The following is a 23884-nucleotide window of genomic DNA, read 5'->3' as shown; positions in this document are numbered from 1 at the left end:
TTTGATTGCCATGCCCCGCGTCCTCGTCCCCGCCATCGCCACCCCGCCTGCCCGCCCGATCGGCGGGACCGTGCGCGCGTTCGGCGGCGCGACCATGGGGACGACCTGGTCGGTGAAGGCGGTGCTGCCGGCCACCATCGACCTCACCGCCCTTGAGGCCATGGTCCAGCGCGCCCTCGACGCGGTTGTCGCCGAGATGAGCCCGTGGGAGCCGCTGTCGGACCTCTCGCGCTATAATCGCAGCCCCACCGGAAGCTGGACGACGCTGCCGCCCGCGACCGCTGCGGTCCTGCGCCACGCGATCCAGATCGCCGAGCAGAGCGCCAGCGCGTTCGACCCGACCCTCGGCGCGCTCACCGACCTCTGGGGCTTCGGCCCGCGTCCCTTTTCCGGCGAGCCGCCGCTGGCGGCCGACATCGCCCCGCTGCGGGAAGCCGTCGGCTGGAAGCGCCTCACCCTGGACGGCGACGCCCTGTTCCAGCCGGGCGGCCTGAAGCTGGACCTCAACGGCATCGCCAAGGGCTTCGGCGTCGACCAGGCCGCCGCTGCGCTCGATCGCGCCCAGGTGAAGAGCTACCTCGTCGAGGTCGGCGGCGAACTGCGCGGTATCGGCGCCAAGCCCGACGGCCAGCCCTGGTGGGTCGAGCTGGAGCGCCCGCCGACCGCCAACGATTCCGAGAAAACCGTCGTCGCCCTGCACGACCTTTCCGTCGCGACCTCGGGCGACTACCGCCGGTACTTCGATCACGACGGCCGCCGCTACGCCCACACCCTGGACCCGGCCACCGGCGCGCCGACCGCCAATCCGACCGTCAGCGTCACCGTGCTGGCCCAGGACTGCATGAGCGCCGACGCCTGGGCCACGGCCCTCACCGTCATGCCCCCCCACGCGGCCCTGGCCTTCGCGGCCGAACACGACCTGGCCGCGCTGATCGTCAGCCGTGGCGCGACTGGCCTCGAAGAGCGCCTGTCGCCCGCCCTGCAGGCGATGCTGGACTGATGGTCGATCTCTCCGCCTTCCCGCCCGAGGCCCGCCGCCTCGTCGCCGCCGGCGCCGTGGCCGGCGTCTACGCCCTGTTCTGCGCGGGCGTCGCCGTGCGCGAAGCCCTGCGCCGCCGCGCTACCCGCAAGGCCGCGCAGGCCCTGTCGCAAGGCGCGGGCGAGCCCGTGCTGGTCGCCTTCGCCAGCCAGACCGGCTTCGCCGAGGAACTGGCCAACGCCACCGCCAAGGCGCTGTCCGAGGCCGGCGCGCCGGTCACCCTGAAGGACCTCTCGGCCGTCACCGCCGCCGACCTGACGGGCCGCGCCCTGTTCGTGGTCAGCACCACCGGCGAGGGCGACGCGCCCGACCCGGCCCGCGCCTTCATCCGCGACGTGATGAAGGACGGCGCGGACCTTTCGGCCCTGCGTTACGGCGTGCTGGCCCTGGGGGACTCGACCTATGCCGAGTTCTGCGCCTTCGGCCGAAGCCTGGACGCCTGGCTGGCCCGCAACGGCGGCCAGCCTCTGTTCGACCGGGTCGAGGTCGACGATGGTGATCCGGCTTCGCTGCGCCACTGGCAGGGGCAGCTCTCCCTGCTCACCGGCGTCACCGACGCCCCCGACTGGAGCCGCCCGGCCTATGGCCGCTGGACCCTGGCCGAGCGCACCCTGCTGAACCCCGGCAGCCCCGGCGGCGAGGCCTGGCATATCCGCCTCGAACCCACCGATGGCGCCACCTGGCAGGCCGGCGACATCCTGGAGATCGGCCCGCGCAACAACCCGGCCGAGGTGGCCGCGCTGGGCCTGGACCAAGCCTTCGCCGCAACACTCTCGGGCCTGCGCCTGCCGCACGCACCCGCCGCCATCGAGGCCCTGCGCGGCCTGTCGCGCGACGCCATCGCCGAGCGCCTCACCGCCCTGCCGCATCGCGAATATTCGATCGCCTCCCTGCCCAGCGACGGTGGCGTCGAGCTGATCGTCCGCCTGATGCCCCGCACCGACGGCGCGCCGGGCCTGGGCTCGGGCTGGCTTTGCCGTTTCGCCGAGGTCGGCCAGACGGTCGAGGCCCGCGTGCGGACCAACCGGAGCTTCCATGGTCCCGACGACACCCGTCCGCTGATCCTGATCGGCTCGGGCACGGGCCTGGCCGGCCTGCGCGCCCACCTGAAGGCCCGCGCCGCCGCCGGCGTCCGCTGGAACTGGCTGGTCTTCGGCGAGCGCACGGCGGCCCACGACTACTTCCACCGCGACGAGATCGAAGGCTGGAAGGCCTCAGGCCTGCTGGACCGCGTCGACCTGGCCTTCTCCCGCGACCAGGCCGAACGGATCTATGTCCAGCACCGCCTGCGGGAGGCGGGCGACGTGCTGCGCCGCTGGGTGGCCAATGGCGCGGCGATCTATGTCTGCGGGTCGCTGGAAGGGATGTCGCGCGATGTCCACGCGACGCTGGTCGAGGTGCTGGGCGGCGAAGTGCTGGAGCGCCTGACAGATGAAGGGCGGTATCGGCGGGACGTGTACTGACGGCGGCATAGCGCCCCCTCCGTCACGATGCGTATCCGCATCGCGCCACCTCCTCCGCAAGCGGGGCAGGAGAAGAGCCGTTTCCTCCTCACCCGTAGGACGGGGGAGGTGGATCGCTGCGGATACGCAGCGAGACGGAGGGGGCGCTCAGCGGCGCAACAACCCCGCCCGCTCCTCCGGCGTATTCGCCCCCCGCAGCCGCGCCATCGCGCCATCGGGCACAGGCAGCGCCACCAGCCCCGCCCGCTCCACGAACCGCCGCAGCGGCCAGCCGGCCTCGACGCCCTCCGGCAAGGCGGAAGCGTCCAGCACCATCGGCACCGGCAAACCGTCGTAGTAGCCGCCACCCGCCAGCAGCGGCGCCAGGTCCTCCACCATCACCGTCGGCGCATCGACCGCCAGCACCAGCAGCCGCGCCGTTCCCAGCGCCTTGGCCCCGGCCAGCACCCCGCCGACCGGGCCCGCGCCGGCCTCGTCGTCCGGAACCCACGGCAGGCCAAGGTCTGCGCCGGCCGTCACCAGCGCCCCGGCCCCGACCGCCCGCGCCAGGGCCGCCACCCGGTCAACCGCCCGCTGGCCGTCCCAGTCGAGCAGGGCCTTGTCGCGCCCCATCCGCCGGGAGCCGCCGCCGCACAGGATGATCGCGCCGAGAGAGGTCATGCCCCGGTCTTAGCAGCATTTCCCGCCGCTCTTCCAAGCTCTACCCGAAGCGGTCTAGTGTCCCGCCCGCAAAGGGACGGAAAAAGAATGAACCAGCCTGTCGAGCGCCAGCGTCGTCGTACGACCCAGAGCGCCACGATCCGTGACGTGGCCGCGCGCGCGGGCGTCTCGCCGATGACCGTGTCGCGGGTCATCAACCGCGAGAGCACCGTCAAGGAAGAGACCCGGGCCCTGGTCGAGAAGGCCATCGCCGACCTCAACTACGCTCCCAATCCCGCCGCCCGCAGCCTGGCCGGCTCCGCACCGTTCCGTATCGGCCTGCTCTACGACAACCCCTCGACCGGCTACCTCTCGGAATTCCTGGTCGGCGCCCTCGACGAGAGCAGCCGCACCGGCGCCCAGATCGTCATCGAGAAGTGCGCCGAGCCCGAGCTGGCCGGCGCCACCCTGGCCCGCCTGCTGAAGACCGGTGTCGATGGCCTGATCCTGCCGCCGCCGCTGTGCGAATCGCCCCAGGTCCTGGCCGAGGTCCGCGCCGCCGGCGCCGCCGCCGTGGCCGTGGCCCCGGGCGCGGCCAGCACCGACATGGCCACCATCCGCATCGACAACGAGGCGGCCGCCTTCGAGCTGACCCAGCACCTGATCAGCCTGGGCCACAAGCGCTTCGGCTTCATCAAGGGCCACCCGAACCAGACCGTCAGCCAGCAGCGCCTGGACGGCTTCATGGCCGCCCTGAAGGCCGCCGGGATCCCGATGGAGGACATCCGGGTCGAGCAGGGCTATTTCACCTATCGCTCGGGCCTGGAAGCCGCCGAACGCCTGCTGGCCGCCGAGCCGCGCCCGACCGCGATCTTCGCCGCCAATGACGACATGGCCGCCGCCGCCGAAGGCCTGGCCCATCGCCTGGGCCTGGACGTGCCGGGCGACGTCTCGATCGTCGGCTTCGACGACACCTCGATCGCCGACAACATCTGGCCGGCCCTGACGACCGTGCATCAGCCCATCGCCGCCATGGCCCGCGCGGCCGTCGACCTGGTGCTGGAAGAAATCCGCCGCCACCGCGACGGCGGCGGCGATCCCCGGCAGCTGATGCACCCGCACACGCTGATCGTGCGAGATTCCAGCGGGCAAGCGCCGGAATAGTCACCCTCTCCGGAGGGAGAGGGCGGGGCCCGCGCAGAAGGCGTGGGAGGGTGAGGGACCACACCGTCAGAAATTGCAGTTACTTTTCTTGTAACTTCAGGTTGATTTCGATTTCATTGCGGCATGAGCCGCACAGCCGTCGCCCGTCATCTCCGCCGCGAGCAAACGCCTGCCGAGGCGCGCCTGTGGACCCTCGTCCGAGGGCGTCGCCTCGCGGGCTTCAAGTTCCGTCGGCAGGTCCCGATCGACCGCTACTTCGCCGACTTCGTCTGCGTAGAAGCCCGATTGATCGTCGAACTCGATGGCAGGATGCACGACGACGAAGAAACCCAGCTCAAGGACATCGAGCGGACGGCCGTGCCGGAAGCATGTGGCTTTCTCCTCATCCGGTTGCCGAATGATCTGGTGCTCAACGATCCGGGCGGCGTTGGTGACATGATCATCGCCACGCTTCGGGCGGCCGGACGCTAGTCCCTCACCCTCCCATCGCTGCGCGATGGGCCCCGCCCTCTCCCCTTGGGAGAGGGTGAAAGGAAATTGGTCAGACAACGTGCTTGCCGTCGTTGCATGTTAGCGCTACCAAGGGCCTGACGAACGAGCGCCGCCGTTTAGTGTCGGCAGCCTTGAGACGCTCGAGCATTGGGGAGACGACGCCGTGGGCGTGAGTGAATTCCTTCCGGAAGACTGGAAAGACGCGACCCTGCTGGGCCGTATCGACTTCGGCGATGGCCCGACGCCCGTGCTGGTGCGCGGCGGCCGCGTCGAGGATGTCTCGAAGATCGCCCCCACCGTCGCCGACCTGATGAACGCCTTCGGCCCCAGCGCGGCCATCCCGCGCGGCGAGGACAAGGGTCCCCTCGAAGCCCTCGACATTCGTCCGACCTGGGACGATCCCGACAACGCCGCGGCCGTGAAGCTGCTGGCCCCCGTCGACCTGCAGGTGCTGAAGGCCGCCGGCGTGACCTTCGCCGTCTCGACCCTGGAGCGGGTGATCGAGGAGCGCGCGCGCGGCGACGCCGCCGCCGCCCTGAAGATCCGCGAGCAGCTGTCGGCCAGCATGGGCGGCGACCTCAAGAGCGTGAACCCGGGTTCGGAGGGCGCCGAGCGCCTGAAGCAGACCCTGATCAAGGACGGCCTCTGGTCCCAGTACCTGGAAGTCGCCATCGGCCCCGACGCCGAGATCTTCACCAAGGGCCCGACCCTGTCGTCGATGGGCTGGGGCGACCAGGTCGGCGTCCGCTACGACAGCCACTGGAACAATCCGGAGCCGGAAGTCGTGCTGCTGTGCGACGGCTCGGGTCAGATCCGGGGCGCCTCGCTGGGCAACGACGTCAACCTGCGCGACTTCGAAGGCCGCTCGGCCCTGCTGCTCAGCAAGGCCAAGGACAACAACGCGTCGTGCTCGATCGGCCCCTTCTTCCGCCTGTTCGATGACGCCTTCAGCCTGGACGACGTCCGCTCGGCCGAGGTCACGCTGAAGATCACCGGCCGCGACAACTTCGTGCTGGATGGCCACAGCAATATGAGCCTGATCAGCCGCGATCCCGCCGTGCTGGCTGGCCAGGCGTTCGGCAAGCAGCATCAGTACCCGGACGGCTTCGCCCTGTTCCTGGGCACCATGTTCGCCCCGATCCAGGACCGCGACACCCCCGGCCAGGGCTTCACCCACAAGGTCGGCGACCGCGTCCGCGTCTCGACGCCGAAGCTGGGCACGCTCGAGAACGAAGTCACCACCTGCGACAAGGCCAAGCCGTGGACGTTCGGCATCTCGGCCCTCGTTCGCAACCTGGCCGGCCGCGGCCTCCTCTAATTCCCAAGGACTCCGGCAAATGACCGATACCCTGCGCCATTACATCGGCGGCGAACGCGTCGCCGCCGACGCCCCGGCCGAGAGCACCAACCCCTCGAACACCAACGACGTCGTCGCCAAGGTGCCGATGGGCGGCCAGGCCGAGGTCGACGCCGCCGTCGACGCGGCCAAGAAAGCCTTCCCGTCGTGGTCGGAAAGCTCGCCGGAAGTCCGTTCGGACCTGCTGGACAAGGTCGGCTCGACCATCATCGCCCGCAGCGCCGACATCGGCAGGCTGCTGGCCCGCGAAGAAGGCAAGACCGTCGCCGAGGGTATCGGTGAAACCGTCCGCGCCGGCCGCATCTTCAAGTACTTCGCCGGCGAGGCTCTGCGCCGCCACGGCCAGAACCTGGAATCGACCCGTCCGGGCGTCGAGGTCCAGACCTATCGCCAGGCCGTCGGCGTGTTCGGCCTGATCACGCCTTGGAACTTCCCGATCGCCATCCCGGCCTGGAAGGCGGCTCCGGCCCTGGCCTTCGGCAACACCGTGGTGATCAAGCCGGCCGGCCCGACGCCGGCCACGGCCAACGTGCTGGCCGACATCATGGTCGAGTGCGGCGCGCCTGCCGGCGTATTCAACATGCTGTTCGGCCGCGGCTCGATGGGCGACGCCCTGATCAAGCACAAGGACGTCGACGGCGTCTCGTTCACGGGCTCGCAGGGCGTGGGCGCGCAGGTCGCCGCCGCCGCCGTGGCCCGCCAGGCCCGCGTTCAGCTGGAGATGGGCGGCAAGAACCCGCTGATCATCCTGGACGACGCCGATCTGGAACGCGCCGTCGCCATCGCCCTGGACGGCTCGTTCTACGCCACCGGCCAGCGCTGCACCGCCAGCTCGCGCCTGATCGTCCAGGACGGCATCCACGACAAGTTCGTGGCCCTGCTGGCCGAGAAGGTCGCCGCCCTGCGCGTCGGCGATGCTCTGGACCCGAACACCCAGATCGGCCCGGCCGTCTCCGAAGACCAGATGGAGACCAGCTACAAGTACATCGACATCGCGACCTCGGAAGGCGGCCGCCTGGTCACCGGCGGCGATCGCCTGAAGCTCGACAATCCGGGCTGGTACGTGCAGCCGACCCTGATCGCCGACACGCAAGCCGGCATGCGGATCAACAATGAGGAAGTCTTCGGCCCCGTCGCCTCGACCATCCGGGTCAAGTCGTATGAGGAAGCCCTGGAGATCGCCAACGGCGTCGAGTTCGGCCTGTCGGCCGGCATCGCCACGACCTCGCTGAAATATGCCCGCCACTTCCAGCGCCACGCCAAGGCCGGCATGACCATGGTCAACCTTGCCACGGCCGGCGTCGACTACCACGTGCCGTTCGGCGGCACGAAGAGCTCGTCGTACGGCGCCCGCGAACAGGGCTTCGCGGCGGTCGAGTTCTTCACCCAGACCAAAACCTCCTACTCGTGGTCGTAAGCAGCATGTCCTCAGCCATCTATCCCAGCCTGAAGGGCAAGCGCGTCGTCGTCACCGGCGGCGGCTCGGGCATCGGGGCCGGCCTCACCGCCGGCTTCGTGCGCCAGGGCGCGGAAGTGATCTTCCTCGACATCGTCGACGAGGACTCCAACGCCCTGGTCGCGCAGCTGTCCGAAGGCGCGGCCATCGCGCCGGTCTACAAGCGCTGCGACCTGATGGACCTGGCCGCGCTGAAGGCGACCTTCGCCGAGATCGGCGACGTCGACGTGCTGGTCAACAACGCCGGCAATGACGACCGTCACAGCCTGGCCGACCTGACGCCGGAATACTGGGACAACCGCATCGGCGTGAACCTGCGCCACATGGTGTTCGCGGCCCAGGCCGTGGCGCCGGGCATGGCCAAGCGCGGCGGCGGGGCGATCATCAACTTCGGCTCGATCAGCTGGCACCTGGGCCTGGAGGACCTCGTCCTCTACGAAACCGCCAAGGCCGGCATCGAGGGCATGACCCGCGCTCTGGCCCGCGAACTGGGCAAGGACGACATCCGCGTCACCTGCGTGGTGCCCGGCAACGTCAAGACCAAGCGCCAGGAGAAGTGGTACACGCCGGAAGGCGAGGCCGAGATCGTTGCGGCGCAATGCCTGAAGGGCCGCCTGGTGCCCGAGAACGTCGCCTCGCTGGTGCTGTTCCTGGCCTCGGACGACGCCTCGCTATGCACTGGTCACGAGTACTGGATCGACGCCGGCTGGCGATAAATCCGAGCTTGGCCGACGCGCGGGCTTCCCTGGAGGCCCGCGCAGCCTTATCGAACGGGCCAACATCGGTTTTATGTGGAGATAGTGATCATGAGCGTGGTCACCTGCGTCTGGGATCTGAAGGCCGAACTGGGCGAAGGTCCGATCTGGCACAACAATGCGATCTGGTTCGTCGACATCAAGGGCCAGAAGGTTCACCGTCACGATCCCGCCACCGGCCAACAGGACAGCTTCGACGCGCCTGAGCAGGTCTCGTTCCTGGCCCCGATGGGCCCGAACATGTACCTGGCCGGTCTGAAGAGCGGCCTCTTCCGCTTCAACCCGCTGATGGGGTTCCAGAAGAACGCCAGTATCGAGGCCGAAGAGCTGAACAACCGCACCAACGACGCCACGGTCGACGCCCAAGGCCGCCTGTGGTTCGGCACCATGCACGACGGCGAAGAGAACAAGAGCGGTTCGCTCTATCGTCTGGACGCCAAGGGCCTGACGCGCGTCGACACCGACATCTGCATCACCAACGGCCCGTGCGTCTCGCCCGACGGCAAGACGTTCTACCACACCGACACCCTGGAAAAGACGATCTTCGCCTATGACCTGGCCGAAGACGGCGAGCTGTCGAACAAGCGCGTCCTGACCCGCTTCAACAGCGAAAACGTCTATCCGGACGGTTCCGTCGTCGATTCCGAAGGCTTCCTGTGGACCGCCCTGTGGGGCGGCGCGGCCGTGCTGCGCATCTCGCCGGAAGGCGACGTCGTCGCCCGCGTCATGGTTCCGGCCACGAACGTGACCAAGGTCTGCTTCGGCGGCGATGACCTGAAGACCCTTTACATCACCACCGCCCGCAAGGGCCTGGACGAAGAACAACTGGCCGCCCAGCCGCTGGCCGGCGGTCTGTTCGCGATCCAGGTCGAGGTCGCGGGCCAACCCCAACACGAGGTACGCCTTGTCTAGTCGCACGCCCCGCCGGTTCAGATCCCGCGATTGGTTCGATAACCCCGACCACATCGACATGACGGCGCTCTATCTGGAGCGCTTCATGAACTACGGGATCACGCCGGAGGAGCTGCGAAGCGGGAAGCCGATCATCGGCATCGCCCAGACCGGCAGCGACATCTCGCCCTGCAACCGCATTCACCTGGATCTGGTGACGCGGGTGCGGGACGGGATTCGCGACGCCGGGGGCATCCCCATGGAGTTTCCGGTCCATCCGATCTTCGAGAACTGCCGTCGCCCGACGGCGGCGCTGGACCGGAACCTCTCCTACCTGGGTCTCGTCGAGACCCTGCACGGCTATCCCATCGACGCCGTGGTCCTGACCACCGGCTGCGACAAGACCACCCCGGCCGGCATCATGGCCGCCACCACGGTCAACATCCCGGCCATCGTGCTGTCGGGCGGTCCGATGCTGGACGGCTGGCACGAGAACGAGCTGGTCGGCTCGGGCACCGTGATCTGGCGCTCGCGCCGCAAGCTGGCGGCCGGCGAGATCACCGAGGCCGAGTTCATCGAGCGCGCGGCCTCCTCGGCCCCCTCGGCCGGCCACTGCAACACCATGGGCACCGCCTCGACCATGAACGCGGTCGCCGAGGCCCTGGGCCTGTCGCTGACCGGCTGCGCGGCCATCCCGGCCCCGTACCGCGAGCGCGGCCAGATGGCCTACAAGACCGGCCAGCGCATCGTCGACCTGGCCTATGAGGACATCAAGCCGAAGGACATTCTCACGAAGAAGGCCTTCGAGAACGCCATCGCCCTGGTGGCGGCGGCCGGCGGCTCGACCAACGCCCAGCCGCACATCGCGGCCATGGCGCGGCACGCAGGGCTGGAGGTCACCGCCGACGACTGGCGCGCGGCCTACGACATCCCGCTGATCGTCAACATGCAGCCGGCCGGCAAGTATCTGGGCGAGCGCTTCCACCGGGCCGGCGGCGCGCCGGCCGTGCTGTGGGAGCTGCTGCAGCAAGGCCGCCTGCATGGCGACGTGCTGACCGTGACCGGCAAGACGATGGCGCAGAACCTCGAGGGCCGTGAGACCGGCGACCGCGAGGTGATCTTCCCCTACGCCGAGCCGCTGGCCGAGAAGGCCGGGTTCCTGGTGCTGAAGGGCAACCTGTTCGACTTCGCGATCATGAAGGCCAGCGTCATCGGCGCCGACTTCCGCGAACGCTATCTCAGCGAGCCTGGCCGCGAGGGGATCTTCGAAGCCCGCGCCATCGTGTTCGACGGCTCGGACGACTACCACCACCGCATCAACGATCCGGCCCTGAACATCGACGAGCACTGCATCCTGGTGATCCGCGGCGCCGGTCCCATCGGCTGGCCGGGCTCGGCCGAGGTCGTCAACATGCAGCCGCCGGACCACCTGCTGAAGAAGGGGATCATGTCCCTGCCGACGCTGGGTGACGGCCGACAGTCGGGCACCGCCGACAGCCCCTCGATCCTCAACGCCTCGCCGGAAAGCGCCATCGGCGGCGGCCTGTCGTGGCTGCGCACCGGCGACATCATCCGCATCGACATCAACACCGGCCGCTGCGATGCGCTGGTGGACGACGCCGTGATCGCCGAGCGCCGCAAGGAAGGCATTCCGGCTGTCCCCGAGACCATGACCCCCTGGCAGGAAATCTACCGCGCCCATACGGGCCAGCTGGAGACCGGCGGGGTGCTGGAGTTCGCCGTGAAGTACCAGGACCTGGCGGCGAAACTGCCGAGGCATAACCACTAGAGACGACGAAAGCCCCGGAGTGATCCGGGGCTTTTTGTTGCACCTCTGGTTGTCTTCTGCGTTCCGGGCTAAATTCCCCACATGACCAAGCTCGACGCCCAGCCTCGCGGATGGCGGCTGCTGGCAGGCTTTATGCTCGCGCCGATCCTGCCGAGCTTTCTGGGTTCGGCGATCACTCCCGCCTATGGCGGTCTCCCGGATTTCTGGGCCCGGGTCATCATGACCTTTCCCTTGGCGCTGATCTTCTGCGGCTATGTCCCGTCCCTGCTTGTAGGCCTGCCCGTTTTCGCCGTCCTTCGCCGAAAGCTGCGACTGACACTGCTGAACTGTGTCCTAGCGGGCGCCTTCGTCGCGATCCTCCCCTGGGGTTTGCTGGCGTTCCTTCCGGCTGCAGACCAAGCCTCGATAGGCGGCCAAGCCACGATCGTGGACGGTCGCCTGACCTGGTTTGGGGTTACGGAAAACCTCAAGTTTTTGGGCTTTCTCGCTCCCTTCGGCGCATTGGGCGGCGGCGTCTTCTGGCTGACCGTCGTGGGGTTGCCGATCCGACAGCGAAAAGCCGCGGAAACCTAATCTTCGCCGCCCACGAACGACCGCCGCTCCGGCCTGCGTCGGAAGCCGCTGCGTTCCAGCACTTCAGCCGCTTCGGCCACGACCGCTTCGGCGCGTTCGCGGGTCTCGGCGACCAGCACCACCTCGTCGTCGATCACGACGCCCCAACGGTCGCCATGGGGCTGAATGGAGAACTGGCGGCGGAGTTCGGACAGGGACATCCACCTACGGTGGAGACCCAATGGGGCCTCAGCAAGGCAGCTGGGCCTTAGGCCCTTCCCCCGCGCCCCGACTTGGGATCACCTCCCCGCCGAGGGAGAGCGTCGATGGACTTGAAGGAACTGGAAGCCGGCCTCGCGGCCATGGAGCGGGCCGCGCGCGAGGCCACGGCCTATCGCCGGCGGATCGCCACCGCCGAGACCACGCCGGTGGCGACCTATCGCGACATGATGGCCGCCTTCGACAAGCCCCTGCCCGCCGCGCCCGGCGAAGCCCAGGCCATCATCGAGGAGCTGATCGCGCTCGCCTCCCCCGGCATCCGCGCGGCGACCGCGCCACGCTTCTTCGGCTGGGTGATCGGCAATTCGCACCCGACGGGCGTGGCCGCCGACTGGCTGGTCTCGGCCTGGGGGCAGAACGTCGGCAACCTGGTCTCGGCCCCGGCCGCCTCGGCGATAGAGACCGTGTCGGCCAACTGGATGCTGGACCTGCTGGGGCTGCCGGCCGAGGCCTCGGTGGGCTTCGTGACCGGGGCGACGGTGGCCAATTTCGTCTGCCTGGCCGCCGCGCGGTCCGAGGTCCTGCGGCGGGTCAACTGGGACGTCGAGGCCGATGGCCTGTTCGGCGCGCCGCCGGTGCGGGTGCTGATCGGCGCCGACGCCCACGCCACGGTGTTCTCGGGCCTGAAGTACCTGGGCCTCGGCGCCCAGCGCGTCACCACGGTCGAGACCGACGACCTGGGCCGCATGCTGCCCGCCGCCTTCGAACGCGCGATCAAGGCCGGAGATGGCCCGGTCATCGCCATCGCCCAGGCCGGCCAGATCAACACCGGAGCCAGCGACCCGTTTGGCGAGATCGCGCCGATGGCCAAGGCCGCCGGCGCCTGGCTGCACGTCGACGGCGCCTTCGGTCTGTGGGCGCGAGCCTGTCCGACGCGCGCCGCGCAACTGGACGGCGTCGACCAGGCCGACAGCTGGGCCACCGACGGCCACAAGTGGCTGCAGACGCCCTATGACTGCGGCTTCGCCATCGTCCGGGACCCGGAGGCCCACCGCCGGGCCATGGCCATCACCGCCAGCTACCTGCCCCCGCCCGTGGGGGCCGAGCGCGACCCGTCGGCTTACGTGCCGGAGCTGTCGCGCCGGGCGCGCGGCATCGGGACCTGGGCGATGCTGCGCCAGTTCGGTCGCGACGGCATCGCCGAGCTGGTCGAGCGCGACTGCCGGATCGCCGAGCACATGAGTTCGGCTCTGGCCCAGGAACCGGGGATCGAGCTGGTCGCCGACGTGCCGCTGAACCAGTTCATGGTCCGGTTCGGCGACGATGACGCGGCCACCTTGGCCACGGTCGAGCGCATCCAGGCCGACGCCATCGCCTTCATCGGCGCGGCGACCTGGCGAGACCGCTGGGTGATGCGGGTGTCGGTGTCCTCGGCCGCCACCACATTCGAGGACGGCGAGATCACGGTGAAGGCGGTGATCGACGCCTGGCGGGCGGTGCGGGACGCGGCCGCATGAGCGAGGCCCGCGACGCCCTCTACGAGAAGGCCCTGGCCTAGGAGATCATCTGGAAGACCGGCGCGTCCTTGACCCAGCGCCCGTCGACCAGCTTGTAGACATAGAGGCTGCCGCCGCCGCAGAGGCCCGAGCACTTGCTGAACTCCATCACCAGCGCCGTCCGGCCGTCGGCCACAATCGAGGGCGCGGCGATGCTTCCGAGATAGGTTCGTGGGGGCGTCTGGCCCAGGCGCTGGACCGCCGCGCGATCCTCGTCCGTCGCCAGGCGCGTCCCCGTTGGCAACCGGCTCGCCAGGTCAGGACAGGCGGCGAACAGGTTCACCGGCGGTTGCCGGGTGAGCAGCGTCTTCTGCCAGGCCGACAAGCTCCAGCCATGGGGCCGGGCCTCGCTGATGCCGCGCTTGATGAAGGTGTTGTCGAAGCTTTCCTGGGCGTCGAAGGCGTTGACGCCGCGCCTGGCCTGGTCGGCCATGACCTGGGCGCCCAGGGCGCAGGCGGCGGCCTTGTGGGCCACTGGCCTGTCGGCAGGCTTCGGCGCGCCCACGGCCGGCGCCGCCGCGAGAACGGCGACGGCCAGGGCGGCCAGGGTCTTCAGGATCGCGGATGTCATGCCCGCGACCCTGATTGGAAACCCCAGTTCTTACAAGTGTAATCCTTAGCCCGGACCACCCGAACCGAAGTCGAACTGTTCCGGACGCGGCTTGCCACCGCCGAAGGCGTAGCTGAAGCCGAAGAAGGCCGCGCGCACCTTGGCGGTACGGCGCGTCTTGTCCCGCAGCAGCGCGGTCTCGGTGACGACGGTGTCCTCGAACGAGTTGGCGACGTCGTTGACGGTGACCACGAAGTTCAGCTTGTCGGTGACCTTGCGGCGATAGCCGACGTTGATCAGCTGCACCGGCTCGCGATGGCCCTGCGGCGTGATGCGCTTGCCCGAGGTGAAGGCGTTGACCTGGAAGAAGTCCTTCGGCGTCGCCTGGAAGTTCAGGTTGGCGCGGCCCGTCAGGGTCGTGCCCGAGCGCTTGCCCGAGAAGCCCAGGGCCGAGGCGTCGATCTCGTTCCAGAAGGCGTTGCCGCTGACGTTGTAGGTCAGCTTCGGCGTCAGGCGGCCGGAGGCCACCAGCTCCAGGCCGCCGTTGCGGCTCTTGGCCAGGTTCTCGCGGGTGGTCAGGAAGACGCCGTTGCCCAGGTTCTTCACGACGTCGGTGACGCCGTCCTTGGTGTCGCGGAAATAGGCCGTGGCGATGTAGGTCGCCGGACCCTTGCGGTACTGCCAGCCCAGCTCGAACGAGTCGGTGACCTGCGGCTTCAGGTTCGGGTTACCGGCGCGATAGTTCAGCGGGTCCTGATAGACCGGATAGGGGTTCAGGTCCTGCGGACCCGGGCGCTGGACGCGGCGGCTGTAGTTGGCGTTGAAGGTGTTGGCGTCGTCGATCCGATAGCCCGCGTGCAGGGTCGGATAGAGGCGGAAGTAGTCGCTCTGGTTCTTCTGCTTCGAGGTGATCTGGTTGGTGCGGATGTTGACCTGCTCGGCGCGCAGACCGCCCTGCACCGTCAGGTCACCCATCGGGCGCTCATAGGTGACATAGCCGGCCAGGACGTCCTGGTCGTAGTCGAACAGGTTGGTGCGGGCGGCGTCCAGGACCTGGTTGGTCAGGGTCGTTCCACGGGCGCCGTAGTTGTTGTAGCCGTTGTCGGCGAACTCGAAGTCGAGGCCGGCCTTGACCTTGGACGAACCGGGCAGCGGCTTGCTGTAGTCCATCTTCCAGTTGATGCGGGCCTGCTCGGCGCCGAAGCCGAAGCTCTCGTACTGGTCGGAGACGCCCACCAGGCCGTCCTGGAAGGCGGTCGAGGCGCGCTTGAACTGGGTGGTCTCGTACTCGAGGTGCGAGGTCACCTCGTGACCGTCGCCGCCCAGCTGGCGGCGATAGTCGCCGGCGACGGCGGCGTTGTCGCGCACCATGCGCGCGCTGCTGTCGCGCAGATACGACTGCGAGGTCAGGCCCGCGAGGTTGCGGCCCGCATAGGTCTCGGCGATGGCGCTGTCGTAGTTCATGCCGCGATAGCGGACCTCGGCCGACAGACGGGTCTTCTTGTCGAGGTCGTAGTCGATCCCCGTACGCAGGCTGAGCGCGCCGCCAGTGTTGACGACCGCTGCCGACTGGTCGCTCTCCAGGAACTTGCCGCTGGCGCTGTCCAGCACGGCGCGCTCGGTCGTCGACCAGGCCTGCTGTTCGTCATAGCGATAGCTGGCGTCGCCCGAGAGGGTGACCTTGCCTTGACGGCGCGTGGCGCTGATCCCGCCGTTGTAGCGGCCGTCGGGGCCGACATTGCCGCGGATCGTGCCGGTCACGCCGGCCTTCTGGGTCTTCTTGGTGACCAGGTTGATGATGCCCGCCGAGCCATCGGGACGGTAGGCGGCCGACGGGTTGGTCATCACCTCGACGCGATCGATCTGGTCGGCCGGCAGCTGCTGCAGGGCGTCGGCGCGGTTGTCGCCGTTGAACATGCCCGAGGGCTTGCCGTCGATCAGGATGGTGACGTTCGGATCGCCGCGCAGGCTGATGTTGCCTTGGACGTCGACCTCGACCGAGGGGATGTTGCGCAGGGCGTCGCTGATCGAGCCGGTCTTGGCCGACAGGTCGTTGGCGACGCTGTAGCTGCGGCGGTCGATGTCGGTGCGCATCGCGGTGGAGTCGCTGCGGATGACCACGCCTTCAACGGCGGTCGGCCCGTCCTTGCCCGCCGGCTTCGGCGCAGTCTGGGCGGCGGGGGTAGAAGATTGAGCAGTCTGGGCCAGGCCCACGGTAGGCGGCAGAATCGCAGCGGCGGCGGCGAACAGGGCGAACTTCAGTCGCAAGGAGTATCCCCAACTTGGATGTCGAGGGAGCCGCGGCGGACATCCGCGCGATCTCGACCTCCAGCCGTAAAGACCCTTCCGAGAGCAGGGACAAATTTCTTTTCGGCAATGTTCGCGAACGCACGGATAGGGTCACATTCGGGCCACACCCCCTTCGAGATCGGACCACCGGGGTGGGGCGCTCGCGCCGCCGCGCATCTCTGGAGACGGACGTCGCGAAACCGCATGCGCCCTGCTATCGGTAGGGCTGCAGGGGTGAGTCCCGCGCGTGGGTTTGGTGGTCGTCAGAACCGCCGCTTGCGCGCTGATACCGGTAACACTAAGGTCGCCGGCAACTAGAGGTCTGACAAGGACCGTTAGGGCATCAACGGGCCGAACAGGCCCCATGGGGAGGATACCTGTGGCTTCAGTTTCTAACGCTGGCCCAAGCGCCGGCATGAGCGCCGATGGCGCTAAGGTCAACATGGCCTTCGTCGCCGCGATCGTCGCCGTCGCGACCATTGGCGGCTTCATGTTCGGCTACGACAGCGGCGTCATCAACGGCACGCAGACGGGCCTCAAGGCCGCCTTCAACCTGACCGAAGCGGGCGAGGGCCTCAACGTCGCCGCCATCCTGCTCGGCTGCGCCTTCGGCGCCTTTGCCGCTGGCCGCCTGGCCGACGTGTGGGGTCGCCGCACGGTCATGATCATCTCGGCCCTGCTGTTCGTGATCAGCGCCCTGGGCACCGGCGCGGCCCATACCTCGACCGTCTTCGTGATCTTCCGCCTGATCGGCGGCCTGGGCGTCGGCGCGGCCAGCGTGCTCTGCCCCGTCTACATCTCGGAAGTCACGCCCGCGAACATCCGCGGCCGCCTGTCGTCCGTGCAGCAGATCATGATCATCGCCGGTCTGACCGGCGCGTTCCTGGCCAACTACGCCCTGGCGCACACCGCCGGCAGCTCGACCGCCGAGTTCTGGATGGGCCTGCCCGCCTGGCGCTGGATGTTCTGGATGCAGGTCATCCCGGCCGGCATCTTCTTCTTCGCCCTGCTGGTGATCCCGGAAAGCCCGCGCTACCTGGTCGCCAAGGGCAAGGACGCCCAGGCCGAGGCCATCCTGTCGCGCCTGTTCGGCGCGGGCCAAGGCGCCAAGAAGGTCGATGAGATCCGCGCCTCGCTGGCCGTCGACCACCAGCCGAAGTTCTCGGACCTGCTGGATCCGGAGACCCGGAAGCTGCGCCTGATCCTGTGGGCCGGCCTGGTCCTGGCCGTGTTCCAGCAGCTGGTGGGCATCAACATCGTCTTCTACTACGGCTCGGTGCTGTGGCAGTCGGTGGGCTTCACCGAGGACGACAGCCTGAAGATCAACATCCTGTCGGGCTCGCTCTCGATCCTGGCGTGCCTCGCCACCATCGCCCTGATCGACAAGGTCGGCCGCAAGCCGCTGCTGCTGATCGGTTCGGCCGGCATGGCCGTGACCCTGGGCGTGATGACCTGGTGCTTCTCGACCGCCACCACGGTCAATGGCGCCCTGACCCTGGATCCCAGCATCGGCCCGATCGCCCTGGTCGCCGCCAACCTCTACGTGATCTTCTTCAACCTCTCCTGGGGTCCGGTCATGTGGGTGATGCTGGGCGAGATGTTCCCGAACCAGATGCGCGGCTCGGCCCTGGCCGTCTGCGGCTTCGCCCAGTGGATCGCCAACTTCGCCATCTCGTTCAGCTTCCCGATCATGAAGAAGGCGAGCCTGCCGGCGACCTACGGCTTCTATGCCGTCTGCGCCCTGGTCTCGTTCTTCCTGGTCCAGAAGCTGATCCACGAGACCCGTGGCAAGGAACTGGAGGCGATGGAGGGCTAAGCGCTCCGTCACCCCCTCCCCTTCTGGGGAGCAGATACAAGAAGCGCCCGGGGGTCTCCTCCGGGCGTTTTTTTGTGCGGTTTGACCAGGCTTCGTCGTTGTTATCGCCTCGTGCGCTTCGCCACGAAAAAGACTATTAAAATCAAACAATATGACAAATGACACCGGTGGACATCGCCGCCGGCTTGACGCTAAGTGAGCGCCAAGAAGCATACGCGTCGGGAGGAATACCCATGGTCGACATCAACCGCCGCGGCGCGCTGGGCTCGCTGCTGACCGGAGCCGGCCTGGCCGCCATTCCCGCGACCACCGAGGCCGCTGGCCAGATGGGCATCCTCCCCGCCAAAGCCACGACTGGTCCGACCTGGGTCAAGGGCGTCGAGGGCCAGCGCAAGGCCGACCTCGGCGACGGCACGTTCCTCAATCCCATCCTGGCCGGCGACCACCCGGACCCGTCGATCCTGAAGGACGGCGAGGACTACTACATGACCCACTCGTCGTTCGACGCGTATCCGGGTCTGCTGATCTGGCACTCCAAGGACCTGGTGAACTGGACGCCGGTGGTCACGACGCTGAAGACCAATGTCGGCTCGATCTGGGCGCCCGAGATCTGCAAGCACAAGGGCCGCTTCTACATCTACCTGCCGGCCAAGAAGCCGAACAACAACACCAGCTACGTGATCTGGGCCGACAAGATCGAAGGCCCGTGGTCCGAGCCGATTGACCTCAAGCTGCCGCGCTATATCGACCCTGGCCACATCGTCGACGAGAAGGGCGAGCGCTGGCTGTTCCTGTCGGGCGGCGACCGCATCAAGCTGGCTCCGGACGGCCTGTCGACTGTCGGCGAGCCTGAGCACGTCTACAATCCGTGGCGCTATCCGGACACCTGGGACGTCGAGGGCTTCTCGCCCGAAGGCCCCAAGGTCATGCGTCGCGGCGAGTACTTCTACCTGGTCACCGCCGTGGGCGGCACGGCCGGCCCGCCGACCGGCCACATGGTCATCGTGGCCCGCGCCAAGTCCCTGGCCGGCCCGTGGGAAGATCACCCCCGCAACCCGATCGTCCGCACCGTCGACAATACCGAGAAGTGGTGGTCGCGCGGCCACGCGACCCTGGTCGAGGGCCCCACGCCTGGCGACTGGTGGACCGTCTATCACGGCTACGAAAACGGCTATTACACGCTGGGCCGCCAGACCCTGCTGGCCCCGGTGACCTGGACCGCCGACGGCTGGTTCGAGGTGGGCGGCGGCGATCTGTCGAAGCCCATCCCCAAGCCCAAGGGCGGCAAGCCCGGCCCGCACGGCAAGGCGCTGTCGGACGACTTCAGCACCGACAAGTACGGCGTGCAGTGGGCCTTCTTCGACCCCAAGCCGGACGAACAGAGCCGCATCACCCGCTCGGGCGGCGTCCTGACCCTGAAGGGCGCCGGCGAAGCCCCGTCCAGCGGCGCGCCGCTGATCTTCGTCAACGGCGACCAGGCCTATGAGATCGAGTGCGAGATTGAGGTCGATCCCGACACCCGCGCCGGCCTGATCCTGTTCTACGACCGCCAGCTCTATGCGGGCCTGGGCTTCGACCAGAAGAACTTCGTCACCCACCAGTACGGCATCGAGCGCGGGCGGCCTGCGAACCCGCACGGCGCCAAGCTGCTGATGAAGGTGATCAACACCCGCCACATCGTCAGCTTCCATACCAGCGGCGACGGCGGCAAGACCTGGAAGCGGTTCGACCGGGGCATGGAAGTCAGCGGCTACCACCACAATGTGCGGGGCGGGTTCCTGATGCTGAAGCCGGGGCTTTATGCGGCCGGCAAGGGTTCGGCGCGGTTCAGGAACTTCAAGTACCGGGCGCTGGACTAGATTCAGAGGGGCCGCAAACCTCGCCCTTCGACAAGCTCAGGGTGAGGTTTTCTACCGATACGGCGTCAAAAGTAGTCCTCACCCTGAGCTTGTCGAAGGGCGAGGACGCCGCAGGGGAAGATCGTGATGTCGCTCAAAGCCCTTCTGACCGTTACGGCCCTCCTCCTCCCCGCCCTGGCCCACGCGCAAACCGCGCCGGAACCCATGTTCCGCGCCAGCAAGGTCGTCCTCGTCGGCGACTCCACCACGGCCGTGAACAGCGGCTGGGGCGGCAGCTTCTGCGCGAAACACGTCGGCTCCAGCCTCGCCTGCGTGAACCTGGGACGCGGCGGACGGTCCAGCCGGACCTATCGCGAGGAAGGCTCCTGGGCCCTGGCGCTGAAGGAAATGACCTCCGGCGGCTTCGAGAAGACCTGGGTCCTGATCCAGCTGGGCCACAACGACCAGCCCGGTCGGCCCGAGCGCTCGACGGATCTGGCCACCGAGTTCCCGGTCAACGTCAGGCGCTTCGTCGAGGAGGCCCGCGCGGCCGGCGCCAGGCCAGTGCTCGTGACCCCGCTGATCCGCCGCCAATTCAAGGACGGCAAGGTCTTCGACGACCTCGCCCCCTGGGCCGAGGCCATCCGCAAGGTCGCCAAGGAAACCGGGACGCCGCTGGTCGACCTGCACGCCCTGTCCCGCGACGCGGTCCAGGCGATGGGCGCATACGAGGCGCTGAAATTCGGCGAGGCCCCGCCGGCGGCCGATGTCGCGCCAGAAATCATCAAGGCGGCCAAGTCCGGCACGACGACCGGCGCGGCCTTCTACGAACCCGCCATCCCCGGCGCGGTCGTCCCGCCCCGCCCGCCTGCCGCTCCGCCGTCGCCGCCCAGCGCGATGGGGAGCTTCAAGCCGGTGTTCGACTACACGCACGTCGGGCCGGAGGGCGCGGACTACTTCTCGGCGATGGTCGCCAAGGCGCTGGCCGATGCCGTGCCGGAGCTGGGACGGTCGCTGGTTCCGTAGAAGAGATCCCTCTCTCTGAGAGAGGGATTCTTTTAGCGCTTCAGTCGGCGGACGCTTCAGTCTGCGCCACCGCCACCATCGTCGGCTTGATCAGCCGCGCGGCGTTCACGCGATCACCACCGGGGGCCAGGATCTCCAGGTGCACGTGGTTGATGATGCCGGGATAGTGGCCCTGCAGGCTCTCGACCTTGCCGATCGTGTCGCCCAGGCGGACCGTCTGGCCGACCTCGACGCGGGGCGAGACGTAGAAGGCGCGCGCGGCGTAGCCGAGGGCGGGGTTGGTGATCTCGACGAACTTGAGCCCCGTATCGCCGGCATAGGCGTAGCCGATCTTGGTGACATAGCCCGACATCGGCGCGTGGACCGCTTGACCGGCCGAGGCGATGTAGTCGACGCCCTCGTGGTCGCGGCTGCCGCCGTCGCGACTGGCGCCGAAACGACCGTCGCCGAAGGCGTCGTGACCGCGCGGGGCCTCGCCGGTCGGGTTGGCGAAGTCGGACGCGCCGTCGCCGTCCAGGTCGGCGCCCTTCCAGACCAGCTCCATGACCGGGACCGGCGCGGGTTTCGCGATCTCGGCCAGCAGCTTGACGATCGGCGCGGGCTCATGCCGGCGCGACATCGGGCGCTCCATCGCCGCCACCACCATCGGCGCGAACACGGCGGCCAGGCCCAGGATGCAACGCAGGGCGGGGCTGAGCGTCTTCGCGGTCGATGCGTTCATGGGGGACTTTCTGTCGCTGAGGGGATGGCGGCAGATATGGAAGGGTTAACGCGCTACCGCCATGCGACCGGTCGACGCGGAGATTCAATGCTTAAGCTTTGAATTATATGCGGATTTTTGACATATTCAGCAGGAAGCGCCCCCTCCGTCACGCGGCTGCGCCGCGCGCCACCTCCCCCGTTTCACGGGTGAGGAGTATGCCGGATGCGCCCTCCTGCCCCGCTTGCGGGGGAGGTGGATCGGCGCCGATAGGCGACGAGACGGAGGGGGCGTAAAGCCTCCCGCCGCCCCCTAGGCCATCAAGTGCCGGACCGTCGAGCGCAGGACCTTGATCAGGGCCTCGCGGTTGAGGTCCGGGTGATTGACGCCGCGCATCAGCAGGCCGTCAAAGATCAGGCCGATCACCTCGCAGCGGGCCTGGAACTCCTCGTCGCTCCATTCGGGCTTGCGGTCGCGCTCCATCATGGTGCGAGCCAGGGCGCGCTCCTGTTCGTCGGCCGAGCGGACGATGGCGGCGACCTTGGGATTGCGGGCCGCCTCGGCCACGACTTCCAGCGCCAGGGCCGCGCGCCGCGGATCGAAGCACTTCTCGATGCTCTCGGGCAGGTGCTCGTCGATGGCGTCGCTCAGCGTGCCGGGTCGGCTCTCCATCTCGGCGAACTTGTCGCGCATCTCGGCCAGGTCCTGGGCGACGATGGCGGCGATGATCGCCTCCTTGTTCTCGAAGTACCGGTAGATCTGCCCGACGCTGAGGCCGGCGGCCTTGGCGATGTCGGCCATGCTGGCGCCGTGGAAGCCCGACTGACGCACGCGCTCGCAGGCGGCGTCCAGGATCTGCTGACGACGCGATTCCGGCGAGGGGCGGCCCGATTGGCTCTCGTCAGTCATTGAGGGTCCCACTTGGGAATTTCCTGATCGGCATTACATTTCCGTTAGGTCAGCCAAGTTCAAGCCGGGCGGTGGTTGACTTGCGACACTACCGCTCCTATGTCCAGCCCGCTTGAGAATGAACGTTCATTCTCACATTGTTCATCATGCCGGCCGCGTCAAGGGTAATAGCCCACACGGCCACCGCATTTCCGGGGTCAGATATGCAATTCCAACGCTCGGCCGTGTCCACGGCTGTGGGCCTCGCCGCCATCGCACTCACGCTCGCCGCCTGCGGCCAGGGCAAGGGCGGCGCCGGCGCGGGCGGCTTCGGCGGTCCGGCCGAGGTCGGCTACATCGTCGCGCAATCGCAGCCGGTGGAGCTGACGACCGAACTGGCCGGCCGCACCTCGGCCTTCCTGGTCTCGGAGGTGCGTCCGCAAGCCAGCGGCGTCGTGAAGGCCCGCCTGTTCGAAGAGGGCTCGATCGTTCGCGCCGGACAGTCGCTCTACCAGATCGATCCGGCGACCTTCCAGGCCACGGTCAACAGCGCCAACGCCGCCGTCCTCCAGGCCCAGGCCCAGGCGACCGCGGCCAAGCTGAAGGCCGACCGCTACAAGGCCCTGGTCGAGACCGGCGCGGTGTCCAAGCAGGACAATGACGACGCCCAGGCCGCCGCCGCCCAGACGGCCGCCGCCGTCGCCGTGCAGAAGGCCGCGCTCGACAACGCCCGCATCAACCTGAACTACACCCGCGTGGCCGCCCCGATCTCGGGCCGCATCGGCAAGAGCGCCGTGACCCCCGGCGCCCTCGTCACCGCCAGCCAGGCCGCGCCGCTGGCCACGGTCCAGGACCTGTCGAAGGTCTATGTCGACCTGACCCAGACCTCGGCCGAGCTCCTGAAGCTCCAGCAGCAGTTCGCCTCGGGCAAGATCGGCCGCTCCGGCTCGGCCCCGGTGACCCTGAAACTGGAAGACGGCTCGACCTATCCGATCCCGGGCCGCCTGGAGTTCTCGGACATCACCGTCGACCCGGGCACCGGCTCGATCGGCCTGCGCGCCGTGTTCCCGAACCCGAACGGCACGCTGCTGCCGGGCATGTACGTCCGCGCGGTGCTGAGCCAGGGCGTCGCCGCCAGCGGCATCCTGGTCCCGCAGGGCGCCATCCAGCGCGATCCGAAGGGCAATGCGATGGTCACCGTCGTCAACGCCAAGGGCGGCGCCGAGGCGCGCCCGGTCACCCTGGGCCAGACGGTCGGCGACAAGTGGCTGGTCACCAGCGGCCTGAACGCGGGCGACAAGATCGTCACCGAAGGCCTGCAGAAGCTGCGCCCCGGCGCGCCCATCAAGCCGGTCCCGGCCGGCTCCGTCTCGGCGCCGCCCGCCGCAGCGGCCAAGCACTAAGG

Annotated in this window: 21 protein-coding genes; 15 read left to right on the top strand and 6 right to left on the bottom strand. The window is 68.5% G+C overall.

Translation table 11 applies throughout. The annotated features are described in order from the left end of the window. Positions 1-58: 58 nt before the first annotated feature. Together AC07NN_RS02975 and AC07NN_RS02970 are read left to right on the top strand one after the other, a co-directional pair. Complete coding sequence (locus tag AC07NN_RS02975) at positions 59-1000, top strand: FAD:protein FMN transferase (RefSeq protein WP_494638183.1); 942 nt, start codon at positions 59-61, stop codon at positions 998-1000. Beyond that, complete coding sequence (locus AC07NN_RS02970; protein WP_494637641.1) at positions 1000-2502, top strand: sulfite reductase subunit alpha; 1503 nt, start codon at positions 1000-1002, stop codon at positions 2500-2502. The genes AC07NN_RS02975 and AC07NN_RS02970 overlap by 1 nt, the downstream gene beginning before the upstream one ends. A 147-nt stretch (positions 2503-2649) precedes the next feature. Here the strand turns inward: AC07NN_RS02970 and mobA are convergent, their stop codons facing one another. Further along, entirely contained in the window at positions 2650-3162 is a 513-nt protein-coding gene (mobA, locus tag AC07NN_RS02965) for a molybdenum cofactor guanylyltransferase (protein ID WP_494637640.1), read from the bottom strand. A gap of 87 nt (positions 3163-3249) precedes the next feature. On the opposite strand from mobA, the gene xylR reads away from it, so the two are divergent. From xylR to AC07NN_RS02925, 8 genes are all read left to right on the top strand, one after another. After that, entirely contained in the window at positions 3250-4305 is a 1056-nt protein-coding gene (xylR, locus tag AC07NN_RS02960; protein WP_494637639.1) for a transcriptional regulatory XylR, read from the top strand. A 123-nt stretch (positions 4306-4428) separates the two neighbouring features. Continuing rightward, a complete protein-coding gene (locus tag AC07NN_RS02955; RefSeq protein WP_494637638.1) occupies positions 4429-4776 on the top strand; it encodes an endonuclease domain-containing protein in 348 nt (115 codons plus the stop codon). 184 nt (positions 4777-4960) lie between these two features. Further along, positions 4961-6115 (top strand): fumarylacetoacetate hydrolase family protein, encoded by a 1155-nt coding sequence (locus AC07NN_RS02950; protein WP_494637637.1) that lies wholly within the window; start codon positions 4961-4963, stop codon positions 6113-6115. Between the two features lie 19 nt (positions 6116-6134). Continuing rightward, entirely contained in the window at positions 6135-7571 is a 1437-nt protein-coding gene (locus AC07NN_RS02945) for an aldehyde dehydrogenase family protein (RefSeq protein WP_494637636.1), read from the top strand. A 5-nt stretch (positions 7572-7576) separates the two neighbouring features. Beyond that, positions 7577-8326 (top strand): D-xylose 1-dehydrogenase, encoded by a 750-nt coding sequence (xylB, locus tag AC07NN_RS02940; protein WP_494637635.1) that lies wholly within the window; start codon positions 7577-7579, stop codon positions 8324-8326. Between the two features lie 90 nt (positions 8327-8416). Further along, a complete protein-coding gene (gene xylC / locus AC07NN_RS02935; protein ID WP_494637634.1) occupies positions 8417-9277 on the top strand; it encodes a D-xylonolactone lactonase in 861 nt (286 codons plus the stop codon). Next, the gene (gene xylD / locus AC07NN_RS02930; protein ID WP_494637633.1) at positions 9270-11045 is read left to right on the top strand and encodes a xylonate dehydratase XylD; all 1776 of its coding nucleotides are present in this window, start codon (positions 9270-9272) and stop codon (positions 11043-11045) included. The genes xylC and xylD overlap by 8 nt, the downstream gene beginning before the upstream one ends. Positions 11046-11126: 81 nt before the next feature. Beyond that, positions 11127-11618: a hypothetical protein gene (locus AC07NN_RS02925; protein WP_494637632.1), complete on the top strand. Its 492-nt coding sequence runs from the start codon at positions 11127-11129 to the stop codon at positions 11616-11618. On the opposite strand, the gene AC07NN_RS02920 is transcribed toward AC07NN_RS02925, so the two are convergent. Next, complete coding sequence (locus AC07NN_RS02920; protein ID WP_494637631.1) at positions 11615-11818, bottom strand: hypothetical protein; 204 nt, start codon at positions 11816-11818, stop codon at positions 11615-11617. The genes AC07NN_RS02925 and AC07NN_RS02920 overlap by 4 nt on opposite strands. 105 nt (positions 11819-11923) lie before the next feature. On the opposite strand from AC07NN_RS02920, the gene AC07NN_RS02915 reads away from it, so the two are divergent. Next, entirely contained in the window at positions 11924-13333 is a 1410-nt protein-coding gene (locus AC07NN_RS02915) for a pyridoxal phosphate-dependent decarboxylase family protein (RefSeq protein ID WP_494637630.1), read from the top strand. Positions 13334-13370: 37 nt separating this feature from the next. Here the strand turns inward: AC07NN_RS02915 and AC07NN_RS02910 are convergent, their stop codons facing one another. Both AC07NN_RS02910 and AC07NN_RS02905 read right to left on the bottom strand, forming a co-directional pair. Further along, on the bottom strand, positions 13371-13943 hold the full coding sequence (locus tag AC07NN_RS02910) for a hypothetical protein (protein WP_494637629.1): 573 nt from the start codon (positions 13941-13943) through the stop codon (positions 13371-13373). Positions 13944-13988: 45 nt separating this feature from the next. After that, positions 13989-16190, bottom strand: coding sequence for a TonB-dependent receptor domain-containing protein (locus tag AC07NN_RS02905; protein WP_494637628.1), 2202 nt, complete (start codon positions 16188-16190; stop codon positions 13989-13991). A gap of 400 nt (positions 16191-16590) precedes the next feature. On the opposite strand from AC07NN_RS02905, the gene AC07NN_RS02900 reads away from it, so the two are divergent. The 3 genes from AC07NN_RS02900 (at position 16591) to AC07NN_RS02890 (ending at position 20891) form a co-directional block, all read left to right on the top strand. Next, a complete protein-coding gene (locus AC07NN_RS02900; RefSeq protein WP_494637627.1) occupies positions 16591-18027 on the top strand; it encodes a sugar porter family MFS transporter in 1437 nt (478 codons plus the stop codon). 233 nt (positions 18028-18260) lie between these two features. After that, the gene (locus AC07NN_RS02895) at positions 18261-19886 is read left to right on the top strand and encodes a family 43 glycosylhydrolase (RefSeq protein ID WP_494637626.1); all 1626 of its coding nucleotides are present in this window, start codon (positions 18261-18263) and stop codon (positions 19884-19886) included. 126 nt (positions 19887-20012) lie between these two features. After that, positions 20013-20891, top strand: a complete 879-nt coding sequence (locus AC07NN_RS02890; RefSeq protein ID WP_494637625.1) for a rhamnogalacturonan acetylesterase — start codon at positions 20013-20015, stop codon at positions 20889-20891. 40 nt (positions 20892-20931) lie between these two features. Here AC07NN_RS02890 and AC07NN_RS02885 read toward each other — a convergent pair whose 3' ends face one another. Continuing rightward, positions 20932-21612, bottom strand: coding sequence for a M23 family metallopeptidase (locus AC07NN_RS02885; RefSeq protein WP_494637624.1), 681 nt, complete (start codon positions 21610-21612; stop codon positions 20932-20934). Between the two features lie 291 nt (positions 21613-21903). Further along, entirely contained in the window at positions 21904-22500 is a 597-nt protein-coding gene (locus tag AC07NN_RS02880; protein WP_494637623.1) for a TetR/AcrR family transcriptional regulator, read from the bottom strand. Between the two features lie 203 nt (positions 22501-22703). Between AC07NN_RS02880 and AC07NN_RS02875 the strand changes: the two genes are divergently transcribed. After that, positions 22704-23882, top strand: a complete 1179-nt coding sequence (locus tag AC07NN_RS02875) for an efflux RND transporter periplasmic adaptor subunit (protein WP_494637622.1) — start codon at positions 22704-22706, stop codon at positions 23880-23882. Positions 23883-23884 lie beyond the last annotated feature (2 nt).

The sequence above is a fragment of the Caulobacter sp. GW821-FHT09H08 genome (assembly GCF_059415885.1).
This window is presented reverse-complemented; position numbering and strand designations above follow the sequence as displayed.

Excerpts from the sequence above, each read along its gene's own strand:
- AC07NN_RS02970 (WP_494637641.1), top strand. The coding sequence starts at position 1,000 with ATGGTCGATCTCTCCGCCTTCCCGCCCGAGGCCCGCCGCCTCGTCGCC.
- mobA (WP_494637640.1), bottom strand. The coding sequence starts at position 3,162 with ATGACCTCTCTCGGCGCGATCATCCTGTGCGGCGGCGGCTCCCGGCGG.
- xylR (WP_494637639.1), top strand. The coding sequence starts at position 3,250 with ATGAACCAGCCTGTCGAGCGCCAGCGTCGTCGTACGACCCAGAGCGCC.
- AC07NN_RS02955 (WP_494637638.1), top strand. The coding sequence starts at position 4,429 with ATGAGCCGCACAGCCGTCGCCCGTCATCTCCGCCGCGAGCAAACGCCT.
- AC07NN_RS02945 (WP_494637636.1), top strand. The coding sequence starts at position 6,135 with ATGACCGATACCCTGCGCCATTACATCGGCGGCGAACGCGTCGCCGCC.
- xylB (WP_494637635.1), top strand. The coding sequence starts at position 7,577 with ATGTCCTCAGCCATCTATCCCAGCCTGAAGGGCAAGCGCGTCGTCGTC.
- xylC (WP_494637634.1), top strand. The coding sequence starts at position 8,417 with ATGAGCGTGGTCACCTGCGTCTGGGATCTGAAGGCCGAACTGGGCGAA.
- AC07NN_RS02925 (WP_494637632.1), top strand. The coding sequence starts at position 11,127 with ATGACCAAGCTCGACGCCCAGCCTCGCGGATGGCGGCTGCTGGCAGGC.
- AC07NN_RS02920 (WP_494637631.1), bottom strand. The coding sequence starts at position 11,818 with ATGTCCCTGTCCGAACTCCGCCGCCAGTTCTCCATTCAGCCCCATGGC.
- AC07NN_RS02915 (WP_494637630.1), top strand. The coding sequence starts at position 11,924 with ATGGACTTGAAGGAACTGGAAGCCGGCCTCGCGGCCATGGAGCGGGCC.
- AC07NN_RS02910 (WP_494637629.1), bottom strand. The coding sequence starts at position 13,943 with ATGACATCCGCGATCCTGAAGACCCTGGCCGCCCTGGCCGTCGCCGTT.
- AC07NN_RS02895 (WP_494637626.1), top strand. The coding sequence starts at position 18,261 with ATGGTCGACATCAACCGCCGCGGCGCGCTGGGCTCGCTGCTGACCGGA.
- AC07NN_RS02890 (WP_494637625.1), top strand. The coding sequence starts at position 20,013 with ATGTCGCTCAAAGCCCTTCTGACCGTTACGGCCCTCCTCCTCCCCGCC.
- AC07NN_RS02885 (WP_494637624.1), bottom strand. The coding sequence starts at position 21,612 with ATGAACGCATCGACCGCGAAGACGCTCAGCCCCGCCCTGCGTTGCATC.
- AC07NN_RS02880 (WP_494637623.1), bottom strand. The coding sequence starts at position 22,500 with ATGACTGACGAGAGCCAATCGGGCCGCCCCTCGCCGGAATCGCGTCGT.
- AC07NN_RS02875 (WP_494637622.1), top strand. The coding sequence starts at position 22,704 with ATGCAATTCCAACGCTCGGCCGTGTCCACGGCTGTGGGCCTCGCCGCC.